Source organism: Roseovarius tolerans (assembly GCF_900109855.1).
GTDB lineage: Bacteria > Pseudomonadota > Alphaproteobacteria > Rhodobacterales > Rhodobacteraceae > Roseovarius > Roseovarius tolerans.
On sequence record NZ_FOBO01000027.1, the window covers coordinates 1 to 19,936 of the forward strand.

A 19,936-nucleotide genomic window follows, 5' to 3' on the forward strand; every position below is an offset into this window, starting at 1 on the left:
CCAGCCATGAATGCCCTGTCCAGATAGGCCTTCTCGCGCATGGCCGTCAGCATCAGTATTGGTTGGTGTCCGTATTCCGGCGTCTGACGTATCATTTTCGTCAGGTCGATGCCGTTGACATCGGGCATTTGAATGTCGACCAGGAAGCAATCGAAAGTTGAGCTGGCGCCGTCTATCGTTTCCAAAACTTCTTTGGCAGAACCGGCTGTCGTCAAGTCGTAGTTTCCTGAGGGAGTAAGGGCGTTTTCGAGGAGCATTCGAATGCTTTCATCATCGTCAACCGCCAGGATCTTCATGGTTTCAGGCCCTTCTTCGCGCCGCATGAGGACATGCGCCAGTCAAATCGTCATTCGTTGATCAAGGGCTTAAATCCAAAATGAGGTGAAATTTTGAAAATTTCGAAGAAGGTCTGCGCATGTCGTTCCAACGTCGTTCCAAACCAGGCCGAACATCCGGCAAATTACACCATGTTTATGGACGTGACTCATGGCTAACCTAAAGTCTTGCGGTGTTCCTAGTTTCGTAGTCCCCTGCATTGTTCGCTTGTTGCTTTTTAAACTCAAACTCAACAGGCCTCAGCATGCCATTAGACGCGTGCCTGTGACAGATGAATAAACACCGGAAATAATGGACATAAATGTCCTTCGTGGCATGGCGAGTGGACTCAAAGTGGGAAATCAGGCTGCCTTATGGCGCCCCTCCTTGGAAGCCACATAAACGCCCGACAGGGCCGGAAACGCAATGTTGGAATTCGGGAACTCGGCCAGCGGACCAAAGACAGGTGTGCGTGCCAAAACCGCGTCGCGCTGTTCCAGAACCTTGGCGGTCAAAAGTTGGACGGGCTTTGTCAAACCCGGGTAGCTGCGCGGTTTTATTGCCAGTTCATAGCCAAGGTAGCGGCGATAAAACGCGGTATGTTCAGCCCGTACCGGGGCAAGTGCCACGTCGATGCTATAGAACATCGCGGCGAGAAACGGGATGCGCAGGGCCAAAAAATGTAACGGTATACGCTTCTTGCGGGCTGCGGGATCGATCACGAAGCGGGTCGGATCGAGAACCGTCTGTCCGCGTTGTAGATCGTTCAGAAACTCGGGAAACACCTCCAACGTCGGCGATGTGAGCGAGAGCCTTGACACTAGGTGCAGCCGGACTGCTGCCAAAAGCGCCCCATCCATTTCAACCCCGACGTGGACGCAGTTCGCGGCCTCGTCGAATGCGTCAGCCATGATCCCGCGCTCGTTTAATGCAATCGACCGTTGGGCACGATAGCATTTGTAGCGCAGGCGATATGCCTCCTCCAAATCCTCGCTTTCGGTCAGAACAAGGTAGCGCGAACGCTTCAATGCATCGATGACTTGCTCGTTCATGATCGCTCCTTCCACGCCTGCGCGACTATGGCTTTACGCGACATACGAGTAGGTGGCTGTAGCCACGATAAACGGATTCCTGCCTGAGGATTTCGAAGCCCGCTGCGGAGGCAGCCGACGCGATCTCTTCCTCGGTGTGCGTCCAGTAGACGCCGTTCTTTTGTGCCTTGAGTATAGTCTTGTTCTGTTTGGCGATCTCTCGACCCTGCCAAAAGATCCGGAGCGCGCCTACCAGCCCATGTTCTTTTTTCAAGTGAGAGAAGAGGTAGTTACGCCAATCGGCCACGTTCATGTAACGACCAAGATTGATCAGGTAGAGCAAGCCGCCCGGCCGGAGCAACCGACGCATGTCAGCGAGCCGCTGCTCTGGTGCGGGCATCGCGTAAAGCGCGTGGACGCAGATAACAAGATCGGCGGCGCCAAGGGCATCAATATCTTCGAGCGCGAGGGTGTCGTAATTGATATTGCCGTGCGCTGCCAATTTGTCTCTCGCCAAGGCGATCATGCCTGCGTCAGGTTCGACGAAGCGAATTTCGCTACCGGGGCAGGCGCGCGCCGCGATCTTGGTGTAGTTTCCAGTGCCACCACCGATATCGTAGATCAATTGGGGAGTCCTTATTGTTGCAAGGAAACCCTCAAAATCGTGAAGCAGCGCTTGGTACGCGGGGTTGTGCTCGGACAGTAAGTCGTAGGCCTCTGCATAAGCATTCCAATCAACACGCACTGCCTTATCTTCGTCCAGTTCAAACCGATCGAAATCCAAGGCTTTGCGTTCCTCAACACTCACGTGTGACGGCATGGTAGAAAGACCCCAAGGTTGAATGGAGAATGGTTTGATGCATGACTTCTTTTTCAAAGAATAGGTTACGCCAGGAAGCTGACATTGCAAGGGCATTTATCCACAGTGCCTCCAGATGGAGCGTAATGTTTCTGATTCCGCAACAAGTTGAGTGCCCGTTGTTGCACGTGAACTTGGTAATCTTAAAGCAAACAGCTGCTTCAGTTAGTCACTACTTCGCCACCAAATATGCTTGCAGGTAATAGTGCGGATCCAATTTGTGGTACAGTTTGGCTGGTTTCCATAGCTGTCCCGCACCAATCGCCCTGATCCATTTACCCCGTAAGACAGCCCGGCCCAGTCTGGTGAGTCCGCGGCACGCCGCGACAAAAATGTGACCCTGAAAGGGCAAAGATGTCAGATTTCAGAGCCGAATTTCGCTGAAGCGACAAAATACGACTCCAATTCTGAGCGACAACTTACGAATCAGTCAGGTGCGATGGATTTGGAGGTTTGATGAAAGTGTTAACGGTTCATGACGACCACGCAATTCTAGATCTCGTGATGCATTTTCTCGGCATCGCAACTCATCACAATGTCAACGCGGCCCCGTCGCCGGTTACGGCTCTTAAGCTCGCCCAAGTATTTCGGCAGACTTTCAAATCGGCACACGCTTTGGCCCCGTCTTGTTTGTCGGAGTAAACCCCTGCGCGGATCTATTTTAATGCTTTTTAACTGAGTACCTTGCCAACGCAGGCGAGCCGGAGCATCAGGCCGTAAATGCTACGCTATTCTGTTGACGAAGCAGCGCGGCTCTATAGGAAAAGTCCTTCAAGGACGTCCTATTTCTCATCGAGTAACTTGAGCATTGTAGCCGGAGCATCGATTATCTGGTGGGGCATTAGACGGTGTGACCTTATCGCCTTGGACCGCTCTTCACAGCACATAACTCACGACGACGACCATTATAAGAGAGTATAATGCGATCCCGCCGACGATCAGAAAAATGGCCCAGTTCTTGAACACTGTCGCCGTGGCGATGGAACGCATCTGGTGAAGCAGATCCGGCCACGTGTAGGACACGAAATCGCCCTGCGTCAAAATGGCCTGAATGCGCCCCTCCTCATCGACAACTGGCAAGCGGCGGAAGCGTTCGTTCGACATAATACGTAGCCAGTCGATCATGTCGTCGCTCTCGCGTGCCACACGGGGATTTTTTGTCATGATCTGCGACAGGGTGGTCGTTTTGGCATCTAACTCGTTAACCACGAGTTTATTCATTATGTCTCGCTCAGTCACAACTCCTATGACTTTATCGTCGTCGTCTACCACAATTACCGAGCCATAGTTTTTTTCTGCCATGGCCTTTGCGGAGTCGTAAACGGTCGTTTTGGGGCCGCGCGTAAGAGGCTGTGGCTTGGACGCATATTCTGGGCGATCCATCAGACGGTTGCCTGGACGATCCGCTTGGCTTGGCATGTAAATTCCTTCCGGTCGCTACGCGTTTCATGTCATCTCGCGAAAATGACGTAGCCTAACTAAAGTGAATTGCCAGCAAAGCACTGTCACGCATGACCAAGTCCCCCGCTCTCCCGACATTCGCTGCATTTGGGCTGAACGGCGGCTTCGGGAATGCGCAGCGATAAGCAACAGGTAATCTCGGAGATCGCGCGGCTGTTCAAAGTGAGCGAGCGAACGGTGAAAAGAGCTTAGGGCCTCGGCGGGTAGGTCTGAAAATCTTACGTCTTCTGCCACATCGTCGAATTCATCAAAAAGTGCAGCGCCAAGCTGGCAGAAGCGAAAACCACCTACGAAGCCTTCGATAGGCTCGTTAGGATTTCCGTTTTTTATATCCCTCGACTAGGGCCGTTTGTGTTTAGACAGCCGGCTCTCTAGATAGCGGCGGTTGATCGATAGTTACTTTGCAAAGCGCAAGGAAAACAAGGGGATCGCAATGCGATTATGCAATGCAAACCTGATCGGAGTTTCGCTGACTTCATCTCGCTCGCGGCAACCGCCACTCAACTCAGTTGATCGTCGACAGATCCTAGTTCTAGAGCGGGCTCTGGGCCCTGACCTCCATTGCCGAAGACTTCCCGCCAGTCTTCCATGATGGCAATCACATCTTGGTTCGAAACCGCCGCTAGCAGTCGATCTTTGCCATTCTTGGCAACGATTGCCTGTATCTCTGGAGTCATCGCGAAAGCAGAGCAGGATGGCCCCGCCCTGTACAGACGCCTCAAGGATCCCTCTGTTTCACGATTTGCGGCTGTGATCCTCTCAAGTGTGTCAAGCCGAACTAATATGGCCTCAGGTCCCTCGCGCCAAACGTCCGTGCCTTCGCTCACAAGGACGATCCACCCTTTCGCACGCGTCCGGATCATTCTAAAAAAGTTATGCATCCGGTTCTCGCGACCTAAAGTTTCACTGATCTCTGACAGGCATACCGCCGAACAGGCGGTGCTACTTGTCGGTAATTTTGACGCGCGCCCGATGTGCTGCAATGTGACTCCAGCGGCCTGACCACCTATTTTCTTGATCGATTGCGCATAGGCCAGCGCCGCGACTTCCGGTTCGGTGCCGCCTCCGTTAACATCTGGCTGGTTCGTATCATTGGTTCTCAACTCGATTAGGCGCCGGTTAGATACAACAAACGTCGCCTCAATCCCGTCTTCGGACAAAACTGCCAACTTGCGGGATAGGACAACCTCGTCAATTTCCCGCATGATAATGCGCAACAGGCCTTCGTGGTCTGTCGCCGTCTCTCGAATGTCCGCCAGAAGCTCTTCGCGATCCATGCCGAGACGCACCAATGCGCCACGCAGGTGATGCGCCGTTTCCTCCGACCCGATATGGCGAGCTTTTGCAATTTTTCCCATTAGGCTTCCCCAGATACCTTTAGGAAAACTTTCTGTGCATATGCCTCGACTTGCGCGAGCGCCTCAGTTCGATCACACACGCAGCACACGACATCCGATCTGTTCTTCTTCGATCTGACAAAGATGCGCACATCATCCGGCGTAGCCACAATTACGCTGTGTCCCTTCTCCTCTGCTTGACCATTATCCGCAAACAAAGCATCAGACATCTCGAAATTCAGAGCAGCCTGTTGAATGATTTCTTCCAAATAGTCCTGTTTGTACTGGCGTTTGGCACATGTGCGCAGGACCAAACCTGTCTCCAAATCCCCAAACGAAACAAGGGAACAGCCAGTTACGCCACTTCGCATTTCGTCAAGGCATTCGGATACTGTCATTTCACGCTCCAGACCGGCGGGACGTAGATTCGCAGGCCTCCGAACAAGCAGGTTGATTTTTGCCTCATTACTTTCCTCACCAATTGACGTCCGCCGACGGAATGGGCCGGGCAGTGCGTCCACGCATTTCGGTCAGGACGCGCACACGTTTCGGTATGACACTGTTTGCATTGTAGACCATTGGTTTGGCAGGCGTATTTTGAGGGCGCGGGGATGCATCTGCCAAGGGCCTCTCCCCCTTCTCTTGCGGTGCGCTCGACGCCTCGCTGTCCGGCAGATCCTGCTTTTGTGGCACCTTGGTCGCTTCTTGTGATGCAACCGGTTCGGAGTCGCCGCATTCAGACGCGTTCAGTAACAATTCCACGAGGTGATCGACAAACTCCGCTGCTCCGCTCTCTTGCCATTTGTTAAAGTCGTCCCCTGCATTCAACGCCTCGATAATCGAGAGCGGATACACAGCCTTGAACAGACCTTCGGTTTCCTTGCGGACGCGAGTGAGCACACGATCGAGATCACGATCACCCCGTAGTTTGTCAACCTGTGTCACCAGCAGGATGTTGTCTCCGTTTGTCCGTTCCTTGATCAGTTCCCATGCGGCCGCCTCGGATTGGCGCCATGCCTGCGTTGCCTGCGTACACCAGACGACACTGTCGACGTGTTCGATCATGGACAACCAGACATCCGACGACATGCTTGGATCTGAAATTCCAGGCATGTCGATCAGATCACATATCTCCAGTGTTTCCGACCGGTTGTACAACCGGACCATCTTGGTCTCGTCAACGCAAATGGTTTCCAGATCCTCAATGTCGATTTCTCTCTCGGAGCCATCATGATCCACTGCAATTGCAGCATCGTCGCCATAGCTTATCCAGATTGGAGGGAGCCGGGTTGCGGTAACCTGTACCGGCAGCGGCGCATTGCCCAGAAACAGTTTGGAAAGCGTGCTTTTCCCGGTGCTAAATTCGCCCATGAACGCCAAGCATGGTTTTCGGGGCAAGGATGCCGGACTTAGACTTACGGTGTTCAATGCCTTCTCCTTGGTCATGTGATGTAACGCTCTAAGCTTCTGAGCGTCTCATTCAGCGCATCGTTGCGCTTCTGCTCTGCTCTGTCGCAGAACATATCTTCCGCACCCCCAGAGCGATGTGCGCCAGTAACAAGATCCAGCAGAATGGCTTTCTGCTCATCAAGAAAACCGCGCAGTTCCTCCAAAAAGTCGTCTTGGATTGTGGACGTATGGGCATCTTTTATTTGTGTCATGAAGTCTTCTGTCTCAGAGCGGATCAACTCCTGGAACTGCTTGGTGAATGCTTGGTAACCTCGTGTTCTTCGCCACCACATCGCCCACCAGCTATCGTTGAAATCCAGCGCAATCGTCTGCCCGAGAGTTACCGGCGACGGAATTTGCGGGACACTGGGAACTGAGAGCTGAATGCCTTCGACAGCCGGGCCAAAGCCGCGATAAAGGAGATGTGCCGTGTCAGATACCGCGGTTTCATAACTTGCCTTGGCTTCCTTGCGGGCCCTGCTGCCCATAGTAGAGTACGCAGACCGCAGCAGAAGTCGAAGTCCGGACGGGTCATATTCCCAGACATGTTCGGCACCATACACCTCAAGGTGGGACAGCAATGAATGTGTTGCGCGCTCGATAAAGTTCTCATGCACGCGATCTACACGCTGGTTATATTCGGCGAATATCTCTGACATTGACGCCTTGAGCTGGGTCAGGCTCCTCTCTGCTACACGCTCGAATTCGGTTCTAATCTCGTGCATACTGACATCAGACGAGAAATCATCACCTTCAACCATCACCGTTCGCACGGCATTCTGCGATGTCGCAATTGCCATGGCTGAAGATGCAATTTTCCTCAGGCATGGCTCGCCCAAGCTTAGCACGAATTGTGATGATAGCGCCTGCATGAGGGCAGGTAAGCCGGATAATTCCCATACGTGCGCGGACGGCGATCGACCGATATTGGTAGTGCCGAGCACAGCCTCGGTAAGGTTCAACAATGCATCAGCATTTGCATCGGCCATCTCGCCTAGCTCACCCTGCAAAACCCTACCTGCCCAATAGGCGCTACCGAATATGATCTGTGCGTCCTGCGGGCCATCATTCTTCTTGAGCGTCCGGCGAATGCTTTCTTCGATCTCGATCATCTGATTGGCAGGATCGGACAATTCATCAATACGGTTGACGAAGATGATCACTTCGCGCGATTTGAGGGTCGCGATCATCCTGACCAGTGCCATATCCACCGAGGTCAATGCCTGTCCTGCAGACAGCACGACCACACAAACGCGGCTGTCACGAATGGCTTTGATCGTCACCATTTCGCGCATCATGAACGTATCGTTGACACCCGGCGTGTCGCGAAGGCACATACGAAACGGAACAGTGTGGCAATTCAAGAATAGCTCGGCTGACCGGGTTATATCCGCAAACCGGCCCTGCTCATCCTGAGCCGAAGCGTTCCCTTCTACGTCAAAATCGTCGCCCAAGCAAATGTACCGCTCAAGCATGTTCTTGTCGAAATACCCGAACTCATGTTCCTGCCCCATCAGCAATTCAAAATTTCTCCCTAGGCGCCTGCGGGACTTATCGCGCATAGAGAGAATTTGGTCGCGGATCTTGTGCAGTTCGCCCTCTGCGCCAGCGCGCCCGGCCAGTTCGCCAATCCTGCCGCCTTTGGTGGTCAGGCGGTCCCATTCATCCTCGGTCATGAACTGGAAACGTGCCCCGGTCTCACCATTTTGACTGGCAGGAGTCAGGTGAAGAGATGTCACCACCGAGGTCCAGGGATTGACATCCGACGGCAACAAATCGGCCCAACCAGTCATGGCATTGATCAACGACGTTTTTCCTGATTTCACCTGACCGAGGACTGTGACCGAAGGTTCGAACGCCGCCAGTTGAGACTTCAAACGCGACACAGAGCGGCGCGATTCTTCCCCGGTCAGATCGGCAAGCCTGTCCAGGGCACCTTCAAGATCGGCAGCCTTTTTAGCGAAAGCTGCAAGGTCTTCCATGCCAGATCTCAAATTGGTTCGGCGCGCTGAAGCCCGGATATTGGTGGCAGGATCAATTTCAACTTCCATGTCCATTACATTTCCGGTGTCATTTGCGTTGCGGATACCTTTCACCCACACAGAGGGTTTTCAGAAACCGCGCGTTGAGCACTTTTTAATGTAAAAATGGTAAATAAATGTGTTGATAGTTGGACGGGGCTCAGAAAAAAACTGATCAAGCCACTTTGCCTATAAGCTCTTTTCTCATTTGCAAAAGTAGGGTCACGGCATCCAACGCGGCCTCCTCGCTGCGTTCCAGTTGGAAAAGCATCAGCATTTCCTCGCCTTCCTGTATGTCTTCGCGTGCACCCTTAGCTGCGGGCGTATGTATCGCCGCTGAATCAAGTAATCCTGCAAGTGAAGAGATTGCCTCTAAACAACTGCTCATAATGGCATCAGCATCGAACTCGTTACTCTGGTCCACATCATCAAGCATCCTGCGGCCATGCTGCTGAAGCATGTCAATGGCTTCAGACAAAAGCGCATTGGAGCGCGCGTCCGAAGCCACGTCACCCTCCATTGCGATAGCGTCGCTCTTAGCTTGGGCGTCTGGGCCATCTGAGGCAGTCAGATCCGATATCTGCCGTGTCTCGCGTCCCTCAAATCGAGCCGCCTTGCGTCCTGCCAAGCGATCTAGGAAAATCTGCGCCTGATCGACGTCTGCGCCACGTCCCTGCTTGATCTGTCTGAGCAACTGATCCACCAAATGCTTTCCACCGCTTGACGTCCAAAGGGCCTGATTAAGGTCCTCGCCATCTTCTTGCGCCGATAACCCTTGAATTGTGGCAACAGGATAAAGTCCCATGAACTCATCCGCCGCAATAGATTCCATCCTGGCAATATTCTTTGACAGCACATCGCGTATCAACTGTTGGTCCGCCATGGTCAGAACTAAAAAGCTGTGATCCTTAATCTGCTCAGGCACGCCTGCCCACAGGTGCTGTTCTTCTTCGGAAAACTCCTGACTGCACCAAATCATGATGTCCGCGCGTGCGCACGCGGAGCTCAGGATCGCTTTTTTCTCGACAAGAGTGCCCAAAAGTCCAATCTCGACAAAATTCTGGCTGATCAGATTCGTGTCGGGCAATTGCTGCCGAGCATAGATTGCATCCTGAGGATATTCGCAATGCTTCAGAAACCCCGAAAAACTGGTTATTGAGCCGTCCTGTTTTTTGAACAGAGCGCATTCTTGTTTGCCATAAGCGAGTTCGACGATAGGAACATCCACGTGCTGGCCGATAAAAGGTTGTGCTGCCAGCATTTCAATGAGAGCGGACTTGCCGCTTTCGGCGAGACCGGTCACGACAACCTGCACTGGCTTTTTTAGATGTGCCAGCAGACGCGCGCCCCATCGGTCATAGGGGGTCGGAACATCGCCCATGCAGAGCGTTTTTTCCAACCGATCAATAACTGGGTTGATCCTGAATGCGTGGTTCAACGTACCTCTCCCCGAGCATTCATCAGGCTGTTGCCTTCTTCTTTAGCGTCATCTTGGCCATGATTGTGATAGACACGTTGCTTGATCCCTGACAATGCACCACGGTTTGACCTGGATCATCCACAACACTTTCGGAACCCTGCGCCATGACCTTCACGACACACAACGAGACATTATCCTGAAAGGGATCGTTCAGGTTCTGAACCTCTTTTATCAGAGTCGCGCCAATGTCCTCCGCTGAGCGCTTCTGCGTAAAACGCAGGACGCCCTCGATCTGTTCTTCGCAGAGAAACTGCAGGCCATCACTGGCCACAATCAGGATGTCTCCCGCTTTGAGCTGTACCGGTGCGGTCCGACAATCAAGTTGCGCAATATCCCGGCCGATCAGCACGGAGGTCAAACAACTCTGGTCGGAGCAATTGATTGCTTCTTCACGGCCCATGATACCGTTTGCAACCAGATAATCGATCTGGGACATGACGGCGTGGTTCTCGTTCAAGCGTTCAAGCAAGCCATTCCGGAACAGGTAGAGCGGGCTGTCGCCTACCGATATCCAGTACAAACGGTCATGTAAGAACACTGGGGCCAGCAAAGTGGCGCCCATCCCTTGCGCCTCCGGAACCTCACGCGAATATATCCCTACGCACGTGTTCGCACTGATGGCAGCCCTTTGCAGCACCTCACCGATATGGGCCTCCAAAGAATCAGGATCGCCGGATTGCAGTTTCAGTTCGCTGAACACTTCAGTGACGACGATCTTGCTTGCCACGTCACCTGCGGCATGCCCGCCCATGCCGTCCGCAAGTACCACAAATCCACACGCCTCTCCTGACGAGAAGTGTGACACCACGGCATCTTCCTGCCGCTCACGCCGACCCAAAACCATGGCCATTGCCGTGTCATATACCAGATCAATCGTTGGCTGCATGGGGCGAGTCCTGTTTTTCGGATTCTTCCCAGGTGAATTCCGGACCACAAAGCGGAACAAAGCGAAGTATTGTTTCACCAATTGTGATCGCGTCGCCTGCTAACAGTTCTTCCGTGCTCAGGACGGGGCGATCATTCCTCCTGACAAGGTTCGCCTTGCCACCATGACCGATGAAAAAGCTTTTCTGCGCGGGATCATAGGCAATCGCGGCATGATTCTCGCGCGAAATGCTGTTATCCCCGAAATCAAGTGGGACAGTTTGATCTTTGCCGCGGCCGATCTTGCTGACGCCGTTGAACAGCGTGAAGGCCGCGCCAAGACCCGGACCACCGACAACGATCAGCCACCCAAGCGGGAATTTGGTGTAGGCCGCAGGCTTTGCATCTGCGCCGCCCGCAATGGGATCAATGTCGGTATCCTGACTGCTGTTAAAGCCAAGAAGTCGGGTCTTCACCCGCCCCTTATTGCCTGTCCCGCGCCCTCCGGCGGGTTGAGGAACGTCCACGGCCCGATAGGCATCCAGTGCAGGCTGCGGCGGCCGTGTCGCATGAGGTAGCTCTGTTGACGCAACAGTTTTCTTTTGATTCATGTCACCGCTGTTATGATGAGCCTCTGACAGCGCCGAAGGTGTACTCTCGGAGGGTTCAACGCTTTGCTCGAGGGGAGCCTGACTCACTGACACAGTTTGCTCGCCCATATCGTTCTTTGCCTTCTCAGAAATGTCCGATGTGCGATACTGCGGCTCAGCAATCCAGCGCGCGACACGTTTTTCATCCATTCCATTCTCTTGTTCGTCGCAACTGGCGCATTCCTCCTCTGCGAGGCAGTCGGCCAGACTGTCGGAAAAGTCATCGATTTCATTTTGCTGCAATTCGCTGGCACGGGAATTTTCTGGCGCGGGCATCTCGATATCTTCCAAGGTCAAGTCTTGAACCAAAGCGTCAAGGCGCTGCACATCTACCTCAGGCGCGGCATCTGATTGCGACAGCAACTCATCGAAGGGAAGCCCATGCGCCTCCTTGGCTGCCGAGATGTCATTTGACCCGTTGCTCATCTGGCGCTTTTCGCCAATGATATCGCGAATAAACTTCATTATAGTTCCTTTCGGATTATGACTTTTTCGGTCCAACGCCCCCGTCTTTTCATTAGAGCGCTTAGCAAACGCGATAACGAAAGGCCGGTGCCTTCGGCTTTATCAAAGCGATCTTTCTCGGCTCTCTGACTCAAGTGGCTCGCTTCGGCGCGTTGCCGTTTGGATGATTTGTCTTGGTCTCGCAGCCATGCTTCGACGTCGTCAATCGGGCATCCAAACATATCAACAAGCCGGTTACGCTGAACGTCTTTCTCTGATGTATCGGAGGCTTTGGCTTGTTGCTTGTACTGCGGGGCGAGCACCGTTCGGAGACCGCTATTGGTGTCCTCCACAAGCGATGAGATCGCTTCTACCACGCTTGGCTCAAGATCCTCGACCTGTTGGGAACTCTCTGGCTCAGAGGCCAAAATGAAACTCTTTTGCAGTGGCGCGGCCTCGCGTCGCTCCAGCACGTCCAACCATTCACGTGCACTCTGAAAGCGCTTTTGCTGCGAAACGGACAAGGCTTTGTCGATTGACGCTAGAAAAACCTGGTCAAATGCCCACGAGCCGGATGTAAGTGGTTTATACGGATCAGCTTCGCCCGAACTCAAAGCCACTAGACGATCCTGACAGCCCGGCGCCGCATAACCTGCGATTAGGTGATAGAAGGTTGCCCCGACAGAGTAAAGATCACTGGAAGGCTCGTGCGGGCTGTCAGTGAAGTAGAATTCATGAGGTGAATACCCATCCTTTACGGAAACTAAAGTAGAAAGCGTCCGCTGCGGGTTACGAGCATCATCGCGCGCGGCTCCAAAGTCGATCAGCTTCAACTTGTTCTGAGCGTCCAGCATCAGATTGTCCGGTGAGACATCACGATGAAGCATGTCGAAGCCATGGACGTGATCCAATGCGTTGAGTGTATCGCGCAGCAGCGTTTGAAGAAGAGTGTTGGTTAGACGCCCCGGATCATTATCCAGCACCGACAAAAGATCCATACCATCGACGAACTCCATAGCAATGTATGCCGTGTTGTTCTCTTGGAAAACTTGGTGAACATTAACAATGTTGGGATGTTCTACTTGCGCTAGCCTAAGAGCCTCACGCAAAAAATTTCTTATCACGCTTTGATATTGATCCTGATAGGCGGGTTTGCGAGGGCGCACCTCGCCGTTGATACGGCGGCAAATGGAGCTGGGGAAGCATTCTTTGACGACGACATGTCGATGCAGACTATCTAACGCTAGATAGGTCATACCGAATCCACCATCAATTAAATGACGCTCTATCGTGTACTGACCATAAAGGAGCCTACTACCCGATGAGAGTTCATCGGTTGTCAGTTCTTCTGCGACGTTCGTGTTATTTTGCACGTCGAGCTCTTTCCATCGGGCGGCTAGGGAAGCAAAGAGGAATTCAAGCTACTCAGATCCATAGTTCAACCATGCATGGCAATTATGATTAGATCGTGGCAAAATGTTGCGCGAGATTTGACATCTTTTGAGAAATCGTGCGTTGACCGGGTTAGGGTCGCCTACCCCTCCGGAACTAGGGCCCGTGGACAATCATCTTGATGCTATGAGTGCTGCTACGAGGTTCCAACACGCAAAGTAGCTACAATCCGTTTTATCGTATCTTGTGGCTATCCCTCTGAACTCTTTGATCTTTGCGAAGTAATTCTCTACCAGATGCCGCCACGTGTAGATCTCCGCGTCATGATTGCGCTGTATTTTACGGTTGGCTTTGGGAGGGATCACAGCGGTTGCACCGCGCTGGTCGAGGTCTTGCAGCAGCCAGTCTGCATCGAACGCCTTGTCCGCGAGCAGTGCGTCAAAAGAAACGCCTTTGATCAACGGTGCGACACCTTTCATGTCATGCGCTTGTCCCGGCAGCAGCAAGAAACGCACTAGGTTGCCGAGCGCATCCACCAACGCCACGATCTTCGTCGTCAGCCCGCCGCGCGAGCGCCCGATGGCCTGAGTCTGAGTCCCCCTTTTGAGCCGGTCGCCTTCTGGTGAACCTGAACTATCGTGCCGTCGATGAGTGCATATTCGAGGTCGACGTCTTCGCTCATAGCTTTGAAAAGACTCTCGAAAACTCCGGACCTGGCCCACCGGCGAAACCGCCGGAACTGGCTGTTCCAATGGCCAAAGGCAGGTGGCAGGTCGCGCCATGGCGACTCGGTGCGCACCCGCCAGAAGACCGCTTCCAGAAACAGGCGATTGTCCTTTGCCGTGGCTCCGGCATCGCTAACCTTACCCGGAAGATGCGGCTCAAGCCGCAGCCACAAGACGTCCGACACCACAAATCGTTGCTCGTTCATTCAAGCCTCCATTTTGGAAGTTTGAATAAGAAATCAGACCAAATGGGAATCCTGAATGTCCACGGACCCTAGAATTAATATCATTTCTTTTCGCCATATTAGGAGTAAGTGGCTAGTCATCCATCAGCTATTTTGTAAGCGCGACCGACCTGCCGCATCTTGCCGTTTGCACCTTGCTCAATCTCAAGGTCTTCTACTTTTGCGCTGCCCAATGATCAACTATTGATCTGCGACTCACATTGAGGCTAACTTTTCGGCCGAATGGATATTAAAAGTCGAAGATGTGCCTTAAAATGGGCAAAGTTTCCAGTGACTCATTGATATCGAAATCTTGTTAAAGGTCAGTAGGCGACAAAATGTCGATTAAAGGGGATCTCCATATCCAAAGCAAAATGGGAGTTCGCGCTAACAGCCAGTCGAGTCTAAGAATTTTGGTTGTAGATGATGAACCAAGTATCTTGACGCTTGTAAAAACTGCGTTGGAAACGCGCGAACATTACCAGATTTCAACTGCCAGCAGTGCACTTTCTGCAATCGACGTTATTCAGTCTGCTGAACAGCCGTTCGACTTCTTCCTGTTTGATATCCAAATGCCGAGTACTGACGGTATCGAGTTATTGAGAAAGGTACGTGGAATTCCCGAATATACATATACACCCGTGCTATTCCTCACCGCTATGACCGATCAAAAGTATGTTGATGATGCATTTATGGACGGCGCGAATGACTATGTAACTAAACCGTTTGACTTCCTCGACCTACTCAAACGCATCAACGTGGTGCACAGTCTGGTTATGTCGCGCCGCGAAACTGAGAACCCACGTAATGCGCAAGCGATCTCAGATGTAAACTGGAAACCGTCCAGCAGTTGAACTTTGAGGGCCCGTTTTCAATCAAAGCCCTGTCCAATCATCTCCAGTACATCGAATTTGACAAATACATGACCCGGTTCGCGGGGATAAATCATTCATTTCAAAAGGCCTTTCTATAGTTCTACAGGATGCATGTGTCTGTTATAATGATATGCGCTGTGAGGGGTTTCAGACTGCGCTTCGGGATGTGGTATCGGCATTCCAATCGCAGACAACGAGTTAGAAGTCGTTTCCTCGCAAAGCTTGTAAAGCGCTGTTTCGAAACTAAAACCGTGTCTTTATCACTAATCTCGAAAAACTGCAGGTGATCCTGAGAGGGCAGCAGACAAGAATCTCCAAGTTTCCAATTTGAGGTGCTTAAGACCATGGAGGTGGAGCATATCATTCACTCTTTAAAGTGCGGGACAACTTCTGGGCCATCACCTCTGCGGCTTCACGAAGCGGATCATCTGCGAGGTGGGCGTAGCGTTGGGTTGTCATAGGGTTGGTGTGGCCGAGGAGCTTGCCGACAATCGGAAGACTTAGGCCGCTTGAGACAAGATGGGACGCATGAGTGTGGCGATTGTCGTGAATGCGGTAGTCATTGAGTCCGGCAGTGGTGGTTACGGATTTCCAGAAGCGCTTGAGGTCCTTGATGGGCTGGCCGGTCACGCGCCCGGGGAAGATAAACGGCGCATCGGCTTCTGCCTCTTCCGACATAGTGCTCAAAAGGGCCCAAGCAGCAGTGGACAAAGGCAGATGTTCCGTGCGCTTTTGCTTGGTGTGATGCGACGGTTTGATCCAGACACCCCGTTCCAGATCGAAGTCCCCCCATTTCGCCGTCAGGATTTCCCCGATCCGCGCGCCAGTCAGGAGTTGCAGGCGAATGGCGTTGGCAGCGGTCTTGTTGGGGTGTTCGTCGAGGGCCTTAGTCAGGCGCGCAAGTGCATCTTCCGACAGCCAGCGATGGCGCTTTTCTTCGGGGAAACGATCGACCCCTTTGGCGGGATTGTCAGTACGCCAGCCCCAGCGAATCGACAGCTCGAACATCTTGGACAACAGGGCTAGCGTTCGATTCGCGCGATAGGGAGTTCTACCGATGCGGTTGTGCAGCGCCTGAATGTCGCTGTGGTTGACCTCCTTGACCTTTCGCATGCCAATCCGAGGAAGAACTACGTTTTTTAGCATGGAGACATCGTTGGCAACGCTTTTGGGGCGCTTCTTAGGGTGGGCGTGATGTGATAGATATTGATCTGCCAAGTCGGTTACGGTTTTACTTTGTCGCGCCACCTGCTTGTCTAGGACAGGATCGCCACCTTGAGCAGCTTGGCTAAGCAGGCGCATGGCCTCCTTGCGGGCCACGGCGAAAGAAATGAGCGGGCCCACTTGCCCTATAGACTGGCGCTTGGAGCGCCCGTTTTGGCGGTTTCGGTACTGGATAATGTAGCTCTTTGTGCCATTCGGCTTCACCCGCAACCCGAAACCGGGCAAAGATTCATCCCAGTATACAAGTTCCCGATCCGTTGCGGTGATCTTGTCGATTTTGGACTTCGTGAGCTTCTGTTTGGGCAAGGTGGCTTCCAAAGAGTTTATTGCTTGGGTAAGCAAAGGGTAAGCAAAGGGTAAGCAAAACACGTCGAATTTGCAAGAAGCCAATAGAAGCCTTCACGAGAGGCAGAATTAAAATATCTATTAATTCAATATACTATAGAAATTAAGAGAAGTTCATTATGACCTCTAGAAGATACGTCTGTAAGACTTTTAATCAGTGGGTCGCAGGTTCGAATCCTGCACGGCTCACCACTAAATCAAATACTTAGGCTGATCTTGTTCGCCGATCTGTATGTCTGGAAGCCACCGAGTAGCCACTAGTGCGAATGGCACTCGTTCGTTCCTGATAACCATCGGAAGTCCGCGACTAATGAGGATAAACGTGCTGAACGCGGCGGATTCACGAGGGGCATCTTCTACAAAGGCGACTTGTAGCGGTTTGCGTCCAGCATTTCATCTGCTCATCCTGCACCACGAACCAGCCGGTATTCACGGCAAAAACTAAAAGAAGCAGGGTCGGGAGGTAGCGCCGCATTTGAGACTAGATAGCGCGCAACCCGGGCCAAAGCTACTGGCCAAACTTTTAGCAGCGGCGCTCTCCCTGAGAGACTTTCCAACGCGTTTCACACGCAAGCCAAGCCGAATAATCGCACCTCGGCCCGCATCTGAAAATCTTCATCAATGCAGTTCTTAGAGGCACCGCGGCATTGGACACTGACGAACTAAGGTCGAAGAGAAGGGCGGCCCTTCTCCATCTGCTTCGGCGTCTTCCCCGAGCCGTATCAGCGCGTCGAGAGGGCACTTTCCCTGGGCGAGCAGTTTCTCAGCCACAGCGTCGCTGCGCCGCGAACGAGAGCCCTTTGGGCGCCCGGCACCTGCCCGCTTACCGCCATGCGTGTTTACGTGTCCCATTTTGAATTTCCACAATACTTAATCAAGATCATCATATCTGTCCGTGGGCATATGGGTGAAGTGATAAAACAACCAAGCCTCTGAAAATATTATGGATTAAACTCTGAAATCACGGTTTCGACAGGGCGCTACTACGACGCAACGTTCGGGAAAGGACCTTGGCTTGATGTGCACCCCGTCTTTTGAAATCAATCAGCCGTTCCGCAAACTTGCAGAGATCTCCGGAAGCGGATATTGATCAACCAGCATCACGAGTGGAGCACGAGCTCCCGCCAACCTGCCTCAATCTGGCAAGGTGGCCTTGGAAACAAGATGCGGCCGCAAATGGCAACGAAAGGATTGAACATGAGCAACCGTACATCAGACTCAGACGTTCCCAGGACACGTTTCCTGAGCAAGACGGTACCGCGGGCGCTCACGCCGCGCGCCAAACTGCGTGCGGAACGGCTCACCGAACTCGAACGTCTTTTGTGGATTGGGCAGCACGGCGTTCTGGGTCCTCGAGGAATGCTGCTCAACACCTACGAACGCAACCTCCCTGTGAGCTATCTGGCGATGCAACTGGAGATCGCACGAAACGGTAAGCCGCCTGGTCTTGTCGAAATCGCTGAACTGATCGAACTCGGGCTCAAAACCTGGCAGCCAAGGATTACGTGACTGAAATCTGTATATCTTCCGTTGCCGTCGTTGCTTTAGTGTTCTGGCCTTGGGATCGTCTTCTTACCCGTGCAGTCTGGACACTAAATGCATCCAACCTCACTCGCCCTTTCGCTCGACCAGCCAGCCATCGGAACACTCTGGGCAGGCTGGAAGGCAGAACGCGTTCACAGATCAACAAGCGTGCTTCGAAGGGCGATCCTTTTGGCTATTCACTCGACATAAGACGATGGATCTAGAAAACGCCCTTCTGACTCTTAGCTCCGCGCGCACGTTCCAACGGGAATGCAGAATGGCATCGTAAACAAGGGCAGGAAACGGCTCTTCGCTGCGGCTTGCATCAAGCTCTGCTATGCGCAGCCAGCGTAAGCTGATCCCCCGTTTTCGGCCGCTTAACGACCCTTTCAACACAATCCGCAAGGAGCTGGATTTGCACAGTAATTATGCAAAGTATAGCCAAACTATTTCTCAGCAAACATTCGGTGCTCATCTGGTCGGAATGCTGCAATGAAATTTGCTTTAACCGCCAACCGCAGGTCCAGCAGCATTTCCAGTTGATCACCATGGGCTAGGTGAAGATTATCACGGGCTGCCATTGTCAGTACAAGTGTGCCTCGCTAGGCTCGAGTACAGGTTACATGGAATGACCACAGGGAGAACAACATGTTACAAATTTCAAAACTCGCGCGAGTATTCGCGACAGCTATTGCGTTGACGGTAGGGCTGTCGGCAAGCTCAATGGCGCAGGACCTGAAATTCTTCACCATCGGCACCGGCGGAACAGCGTATACCTACTATCCAGTGGGCGGTGTGATCGCCAATGCGATCTCCAAGCCACCCGGCTCGCGCCCCTGCGAAGAAGGTGGCAGCTGTGGCGTGGACGGGCTGATTGCCTCGGCCGTCTCGTCGCGTGGATCGGTGGACAACGTCAACGCCATCGTGTCGGGGCTGCGCAACTCGGGCTTCGCGCAATCGGACGTGGCCTACTGGGCCTATACCGGCACCGGCACGATGGAGGGGCAGCCACCAGCGGAAAACCTGCGGACCATCGCGGCTCTCTTCGAAGAGCACATTCACCTTGTTGCAAGGGCGGATAGCGGTATCGACAGCGTCGCCGATCTGGCCGGCAAGCGCGTCTCGCTGGATGAGCCTGGCTCAGGTACCTATGTCGATGCAGGTCTCATCCTGGAGGCGAACGGTATGAGCATCGACGACGTGACAGCCGAAGCGCTGAAGGGCAACGCTGCATCTGATGCGTTGCGCAATGGCCGGATCGACGCCTTTTTCGTGGTTGCCGGCTACCCGACCGGATCACTGGTGGAGCTTGCATCGGCCGAGGACATTAAGCTGGTTCCCATTTCCGGTGCGGGCGCGGATGCGCTGACCGAAAAGTACGGCTTCTTCGCGCAGAGCGACATTCCTGCGGGCACCTATGAGGGGGTCGATGCAACCCCGACAGTGGCCGTCGGCGCGCAATGGTTTACCTCGGCCGAAGAAGACGAGGATCTGATCTACGAGATCACCAAGGCGCTTTGGAACGACAATTCGCGCAAGCTGCTGGATGTCGGTCACGCAAAGGGCAAGACGATCACGCCCGAAACGGCACTGAGCGGAGTTGGCGTGCCCCTGCACGCGGGCGCAGAGCGGTTCTACCGCGAGGTTGGGCTACTGAACTGATGCCGGCCCATTCGGCCACGCGACCCGGCTTCCGATAGGTGGCCGGGTCTATTT

Annotated in this window: 18 protein-coding genes, 1 tRNA gene and 1 riboswitch; of the genes, 4 read left to right on the plus strand and 15 right to left on the minus strand. The window is 53.2% G+C overall.

The features are described from left to right. The 13 genes from BMX04_RS17865 to BMX04_RS18940 form a co-directional block, all read right to left on the minus strand. On the minus strand, positions 1–296 hold a 296-nt coding region (locus tag BMX04_RS17865; RefSeq protein ID WP_217644517.1), incomplete at its 3' end, for a response regulator. Between the two features lie 381 nt (positions 297–677). Further along, positions 678–1,367: an N-acyl amino acid synthase FeeM domain-containing protein gene (locus BMX04_RS17870; protein ID WP_074788225.1), complete on the minus strand. Its 690-nt coding sequence runs from the start codon at positions 1,365–1,367 to the stop codon at positions 678–680. Positions 1,368–1,392: 25 nt separating this feature from the next. Further along, positions 1,393–2,154 carry a class I SAM-dependent methyltransferase gene (locus tag BMX04_RS17875; RefSeq protein ID WP_244888586.1) on the minus strand — a complete coding sequence of 254 codons (762 nt, stop codon included), beginning with the start codon at positions 2,152–2,154 and terminating at the stop codon, positions 1,393–1,395. Between the two features lie 927 nt (positions 2,155–3,081). Continuing rightward, positions 3,082–3,624: a CBS domain-containing protein gene (locus BMX04_RS17880; RefSeq protein WP_074788226.1), complete on the minus strand. Its 543-nt coding sequence runs from the start codon at positions 3,622–3,624 to the stop codon at positions 3,082–3,084. A gap of 542 nt (positions 3,625–4,166) precedes the next feature. Next, entirely contained in the window at positions 4,167–5,024 is an 858-nt protein-coding gene (locus BMX04_RS17885) for a hypothetical protein (protein ID WP_074788227.1), read from the minus strand. Further along, complete coding sequence (locus tag BMX04_RS17890; RefSeq protein WP_139194620.1) at positions 5,024–5,401, minus strand: hypothetical protein; 378 nt, start codon at positions 5,399–5,401, stop codon at positions 5,024–5,026. Before BMX04_RS17890 ends, BMX04_RS17885 begins: the two co-directional genes overlap by 1 nt. Before the next feature lie 76 nt (positions 5,402–5,477). Beyond that, positions 5,478–6,374: a dynamin family protein gene (locus BMX04_RS17895; protein WP_244888587.1), complete on the minus strand. Its 897-nt coding sequence runs from the start codon at positions 6,372–6,374 to the stop codon at positions 5,478–5,480. 71 nt (positions 6,375–6,445) lie between these two features. Next, positions 6,446–8,509 carry a dynamin family protein gene (locus BMX04_RS17900; RefSeq protein WP_074788230.1) on the minus strand — a complete coding sequence of 688 codons (2,064 nt, stop codon included), beginning with the start codon at positions 8,507–8,509 and terminating at the stop codon, positions 6,446–6,448. Positions 8,510–8,648: 139 nt separating this feature from the next. Further along, the gene (locus BMX04_RS17905; protein WP_074788231.1) at positions 8,649–9,911 is read right to left on the minus strand and encodes a hypothetical protein; all 1,263 of its coding nucleotides are present in this window, start codon (positions 9,909–9,911) and stop codon (positions 8,649–8,651) included. 22 nt (positions 9,912–9,933) lie between these two features. After that, positions 9,934–10,839, minus strand: a complete 906-nt coding sequence (locus tag BMX04_RS17910) for a PP2C family protein-serine/threonine phosphatase (protein WP_074788232.1) — start codon at positions 10,837–10,839, stop codon at positions 9,934–9,936. After that, positions 10,823–11,932 (minus strand): FHA domain-containing protein, encoded by a 1,110-nt coding sequence (locus BMX04_RS18935; protein WP_083398236.1) that lies wholly within the window; start codon positions 11,930–11,932, stop codon positions 10,823–10,825. Before BMX04_RS18935 ends, BMX04_RS17910 begins: the two co-directional genes overlap by 17 nt. Further along, the gene (locus BMX04_RS17920) at positions 11,932–13,284 is read right to left on the minus strand and encodes a serine/threonine protein kinase (protein WP_074788233.1); all 1,353 of its coding nucleotides are present in this window, start codon (positions 13,282–13,284) and stop codon (positions 11,932–11,934) included. Before BMX04_RS17920 ends, BMX04_RS18935 begins: the two co-directional genes overlap by 1 nt. 192 nt (positions 13,285–13,476) lie before the next feature. Next, positions 13,477–14,234 (minus strand): IS5 family transposase gene (locus BMX04_RS18940; RefSeq protein WP_139194621.1). Its coding sequence is split into 2 segments (ribosomal slippage): positions 13,477–13,898 and positions 13,898–14,234, totalling 759 coding nucleotides; the frame shifts between segments, so codons are not numbered across the junction. A 356-nt stretch (positions 14,235–14,590) separates the two neighbouring features. Between BMX04_RS18940 and BMX04_RS17935 the strand changes: the two genes are divergently transcribed. Next, complete coding sequence (locus tag BMX04_RS17935) at positions 14,591–15,106, plus strand: response regulator (RefSeq protein WP_074788235.1); 516 nt, start codon at positions 14,591–14,593, stop codon at positions 15,104–15,106. Positions 15,107–15,487: 381 nt separating this feature from the next. Here the strand turns inward: BMX04_RS17935 and BMX04_RS17940 are convergent, their stop codons facing one another. Continuing rightward, entirely contained in the window at positions 15,488–16,657 is a 1,170-nt protein-coding gene (locus tag BMX04_RS17940) for a tyrosine-type recombinase/integrase (RefSeq protein WP_074788245.1), read from the minus strand. Between the two features lie 146 nt (positions 16,658–16,803). Between BMX04_RS17940 and BMX04_RS19530 the strand changes: the two genes are divergently transcribed. Together BMX04_RS19530 and BMX04_RS17945 are read left to right on the plus strand one after the other, a co-directional pair. Then, positions 16,804–16,888, plus strand: a tRNA-Lys gene (locus tag BMX04_RS19530). Between the two features lie 900 nt (positions 16,889–17,788). Then, positions 17,789–17,893, plus strand: a riboswitch (SAM-I-IV-variant riboswitch). Beyond that, positions 17,894–18,205 carry a hypothetical protein gene (locus BMX04_RS17945; RefSeq protein ID WP_074788236.1) on the plus strand — a complete coding sequence of 104 codons (312 nt, stop codon included), beginning with the start codon at positions 17,894–17,896 and terminating at the stop codon, positions 18,203–18,205. A 461-nt stretch (positions 18,206–18,666) separates the two neighbouring features. Here the strand turns inward: BMX04_RS17945 and BMX04_RS19785 are convergent, their stop codons facing one another. Continuing rightward, a complete protein-coding gene (locus tag BMX04_RS19785) occupies positions 18,667–18,801 on the minus strand; it encodes a hypothetical protein (protein ID WP_276325623.1) in 135 nt (44 codons plus the stop codon). A 67-nt stretch (positions 18,802–18,868) separates the two neighbouring features. On the opposite strand from BMX04_RS19785, the gene BMX04_RS17950 reads away from it, so the two are divergent. Further along, positions 18,869–19,882 carry a TAXI family TRAP transporter solute-binding subunit gene (locus BMX04_RS17950; protein ID WP_139194622.1) on the plus strand — a complete coding sequence of 338 codons (1,014 nt, stop codon included), beginning with the start codon at positions 18,869–18,871 and terminating at the stop codon, positions 19,880–19,882. The last annotated feature ends 54 nt before the right edge of the window (positions 19,883–19,936 follow it).

What these genes read in the sequence shown, in the direction of transcription:
- BMX04_RS17870 (WP_074788225.1), bottom strand. Translation starts at nt 1,367, where the DNA reads ATGAACGAGCAAGTCATCGATGCATTGAAGCGTTCGCGCTACCTTGTT.
- BMX04_RS17880 (WP_074788226.1), bottom strand. Translation starts at nt 3,624, where the DNA reads ATGCCAAGCCAAGCGGATCGTCCAGGCAACCGTCTGATGGATCGCCCA.
- BMX04_RS17885 (WP_074788227.1), bottom strand. Translation starts at nt 5,024, where the DNA reads ATGGGAAAAATTGCAAAAGCTCGCCATATCGGGTCGGAGGAAACGGCG.
- BMX04_RS17890 (WP_139194620.1), bottom strand. Translation starts at nt 5,401, where the DNA reads ATGACAGTATCCGAATGCCTTGACGAAATGCGAAGTGGCGTAACTGGC.
- BMX04_RS17895 (WP_244888587.1), bottom strand. Translation starts at nt 6,374, where the DNA reads ATGGGCGAATTTAGCACCGGGAAAAGCACGCTTTCCAAACTGTTTCTG.
- BMX04_RS17900 (WP_074788230.1), bottom strand. Translation starts at nt 8,509, where the DNA reads ATGGACATGGAAGTTGAAATTGATCCTGCCACCAATATCCGGGCTTCA.
- BMX04_RS17910 (WP_074788232.1), bottom strand. Translation starts at nt 10,839, where the DNA reads ATGCAGCCAACGATTGATCTGGTATATGACACGGCAATGGCCATGGTT.
- BMX04_RS18935 (WP_083398236.1), bottom strand. Translation starts at nt 11,932, where the DNA reads ATGAAGTTTATTCGCGATATCATTGGCGAAAAGCGCCAGATGAGCAAC.
- BMX04_RS17935 (WP_074788235.1), top strand. Translation starts at nt 14,591, where the DNA reads ATGTCGATTAAAGGGGATCTCCATATCCAAAGCAAAATGGGAGTTCGC.
- BMX04_RS17945 (WP_074788236.1), top strand. Translation starts at nt 17,894, where the DNA reads ATGAGCAACCGTACATCAGACTCAGACGTTCCCAGGACACGTTTCCTG.
- BMX04_RS19785 (WP_276325623.1), bottom strand. Translation starts at nt 18,801, where the DNA reads ATGGCAGCCCGTGATAATCTTCACCTAGCCCATGGTGATCAACTGGAA.
- BMX04_RS17950 (WP_139194622.1), top strand. Translation starts at nt 18,869, where the DNA reads ATGTTACAAATTTCAAAACTCGCGCGAGTATTCGCGACAGCTATTGCG.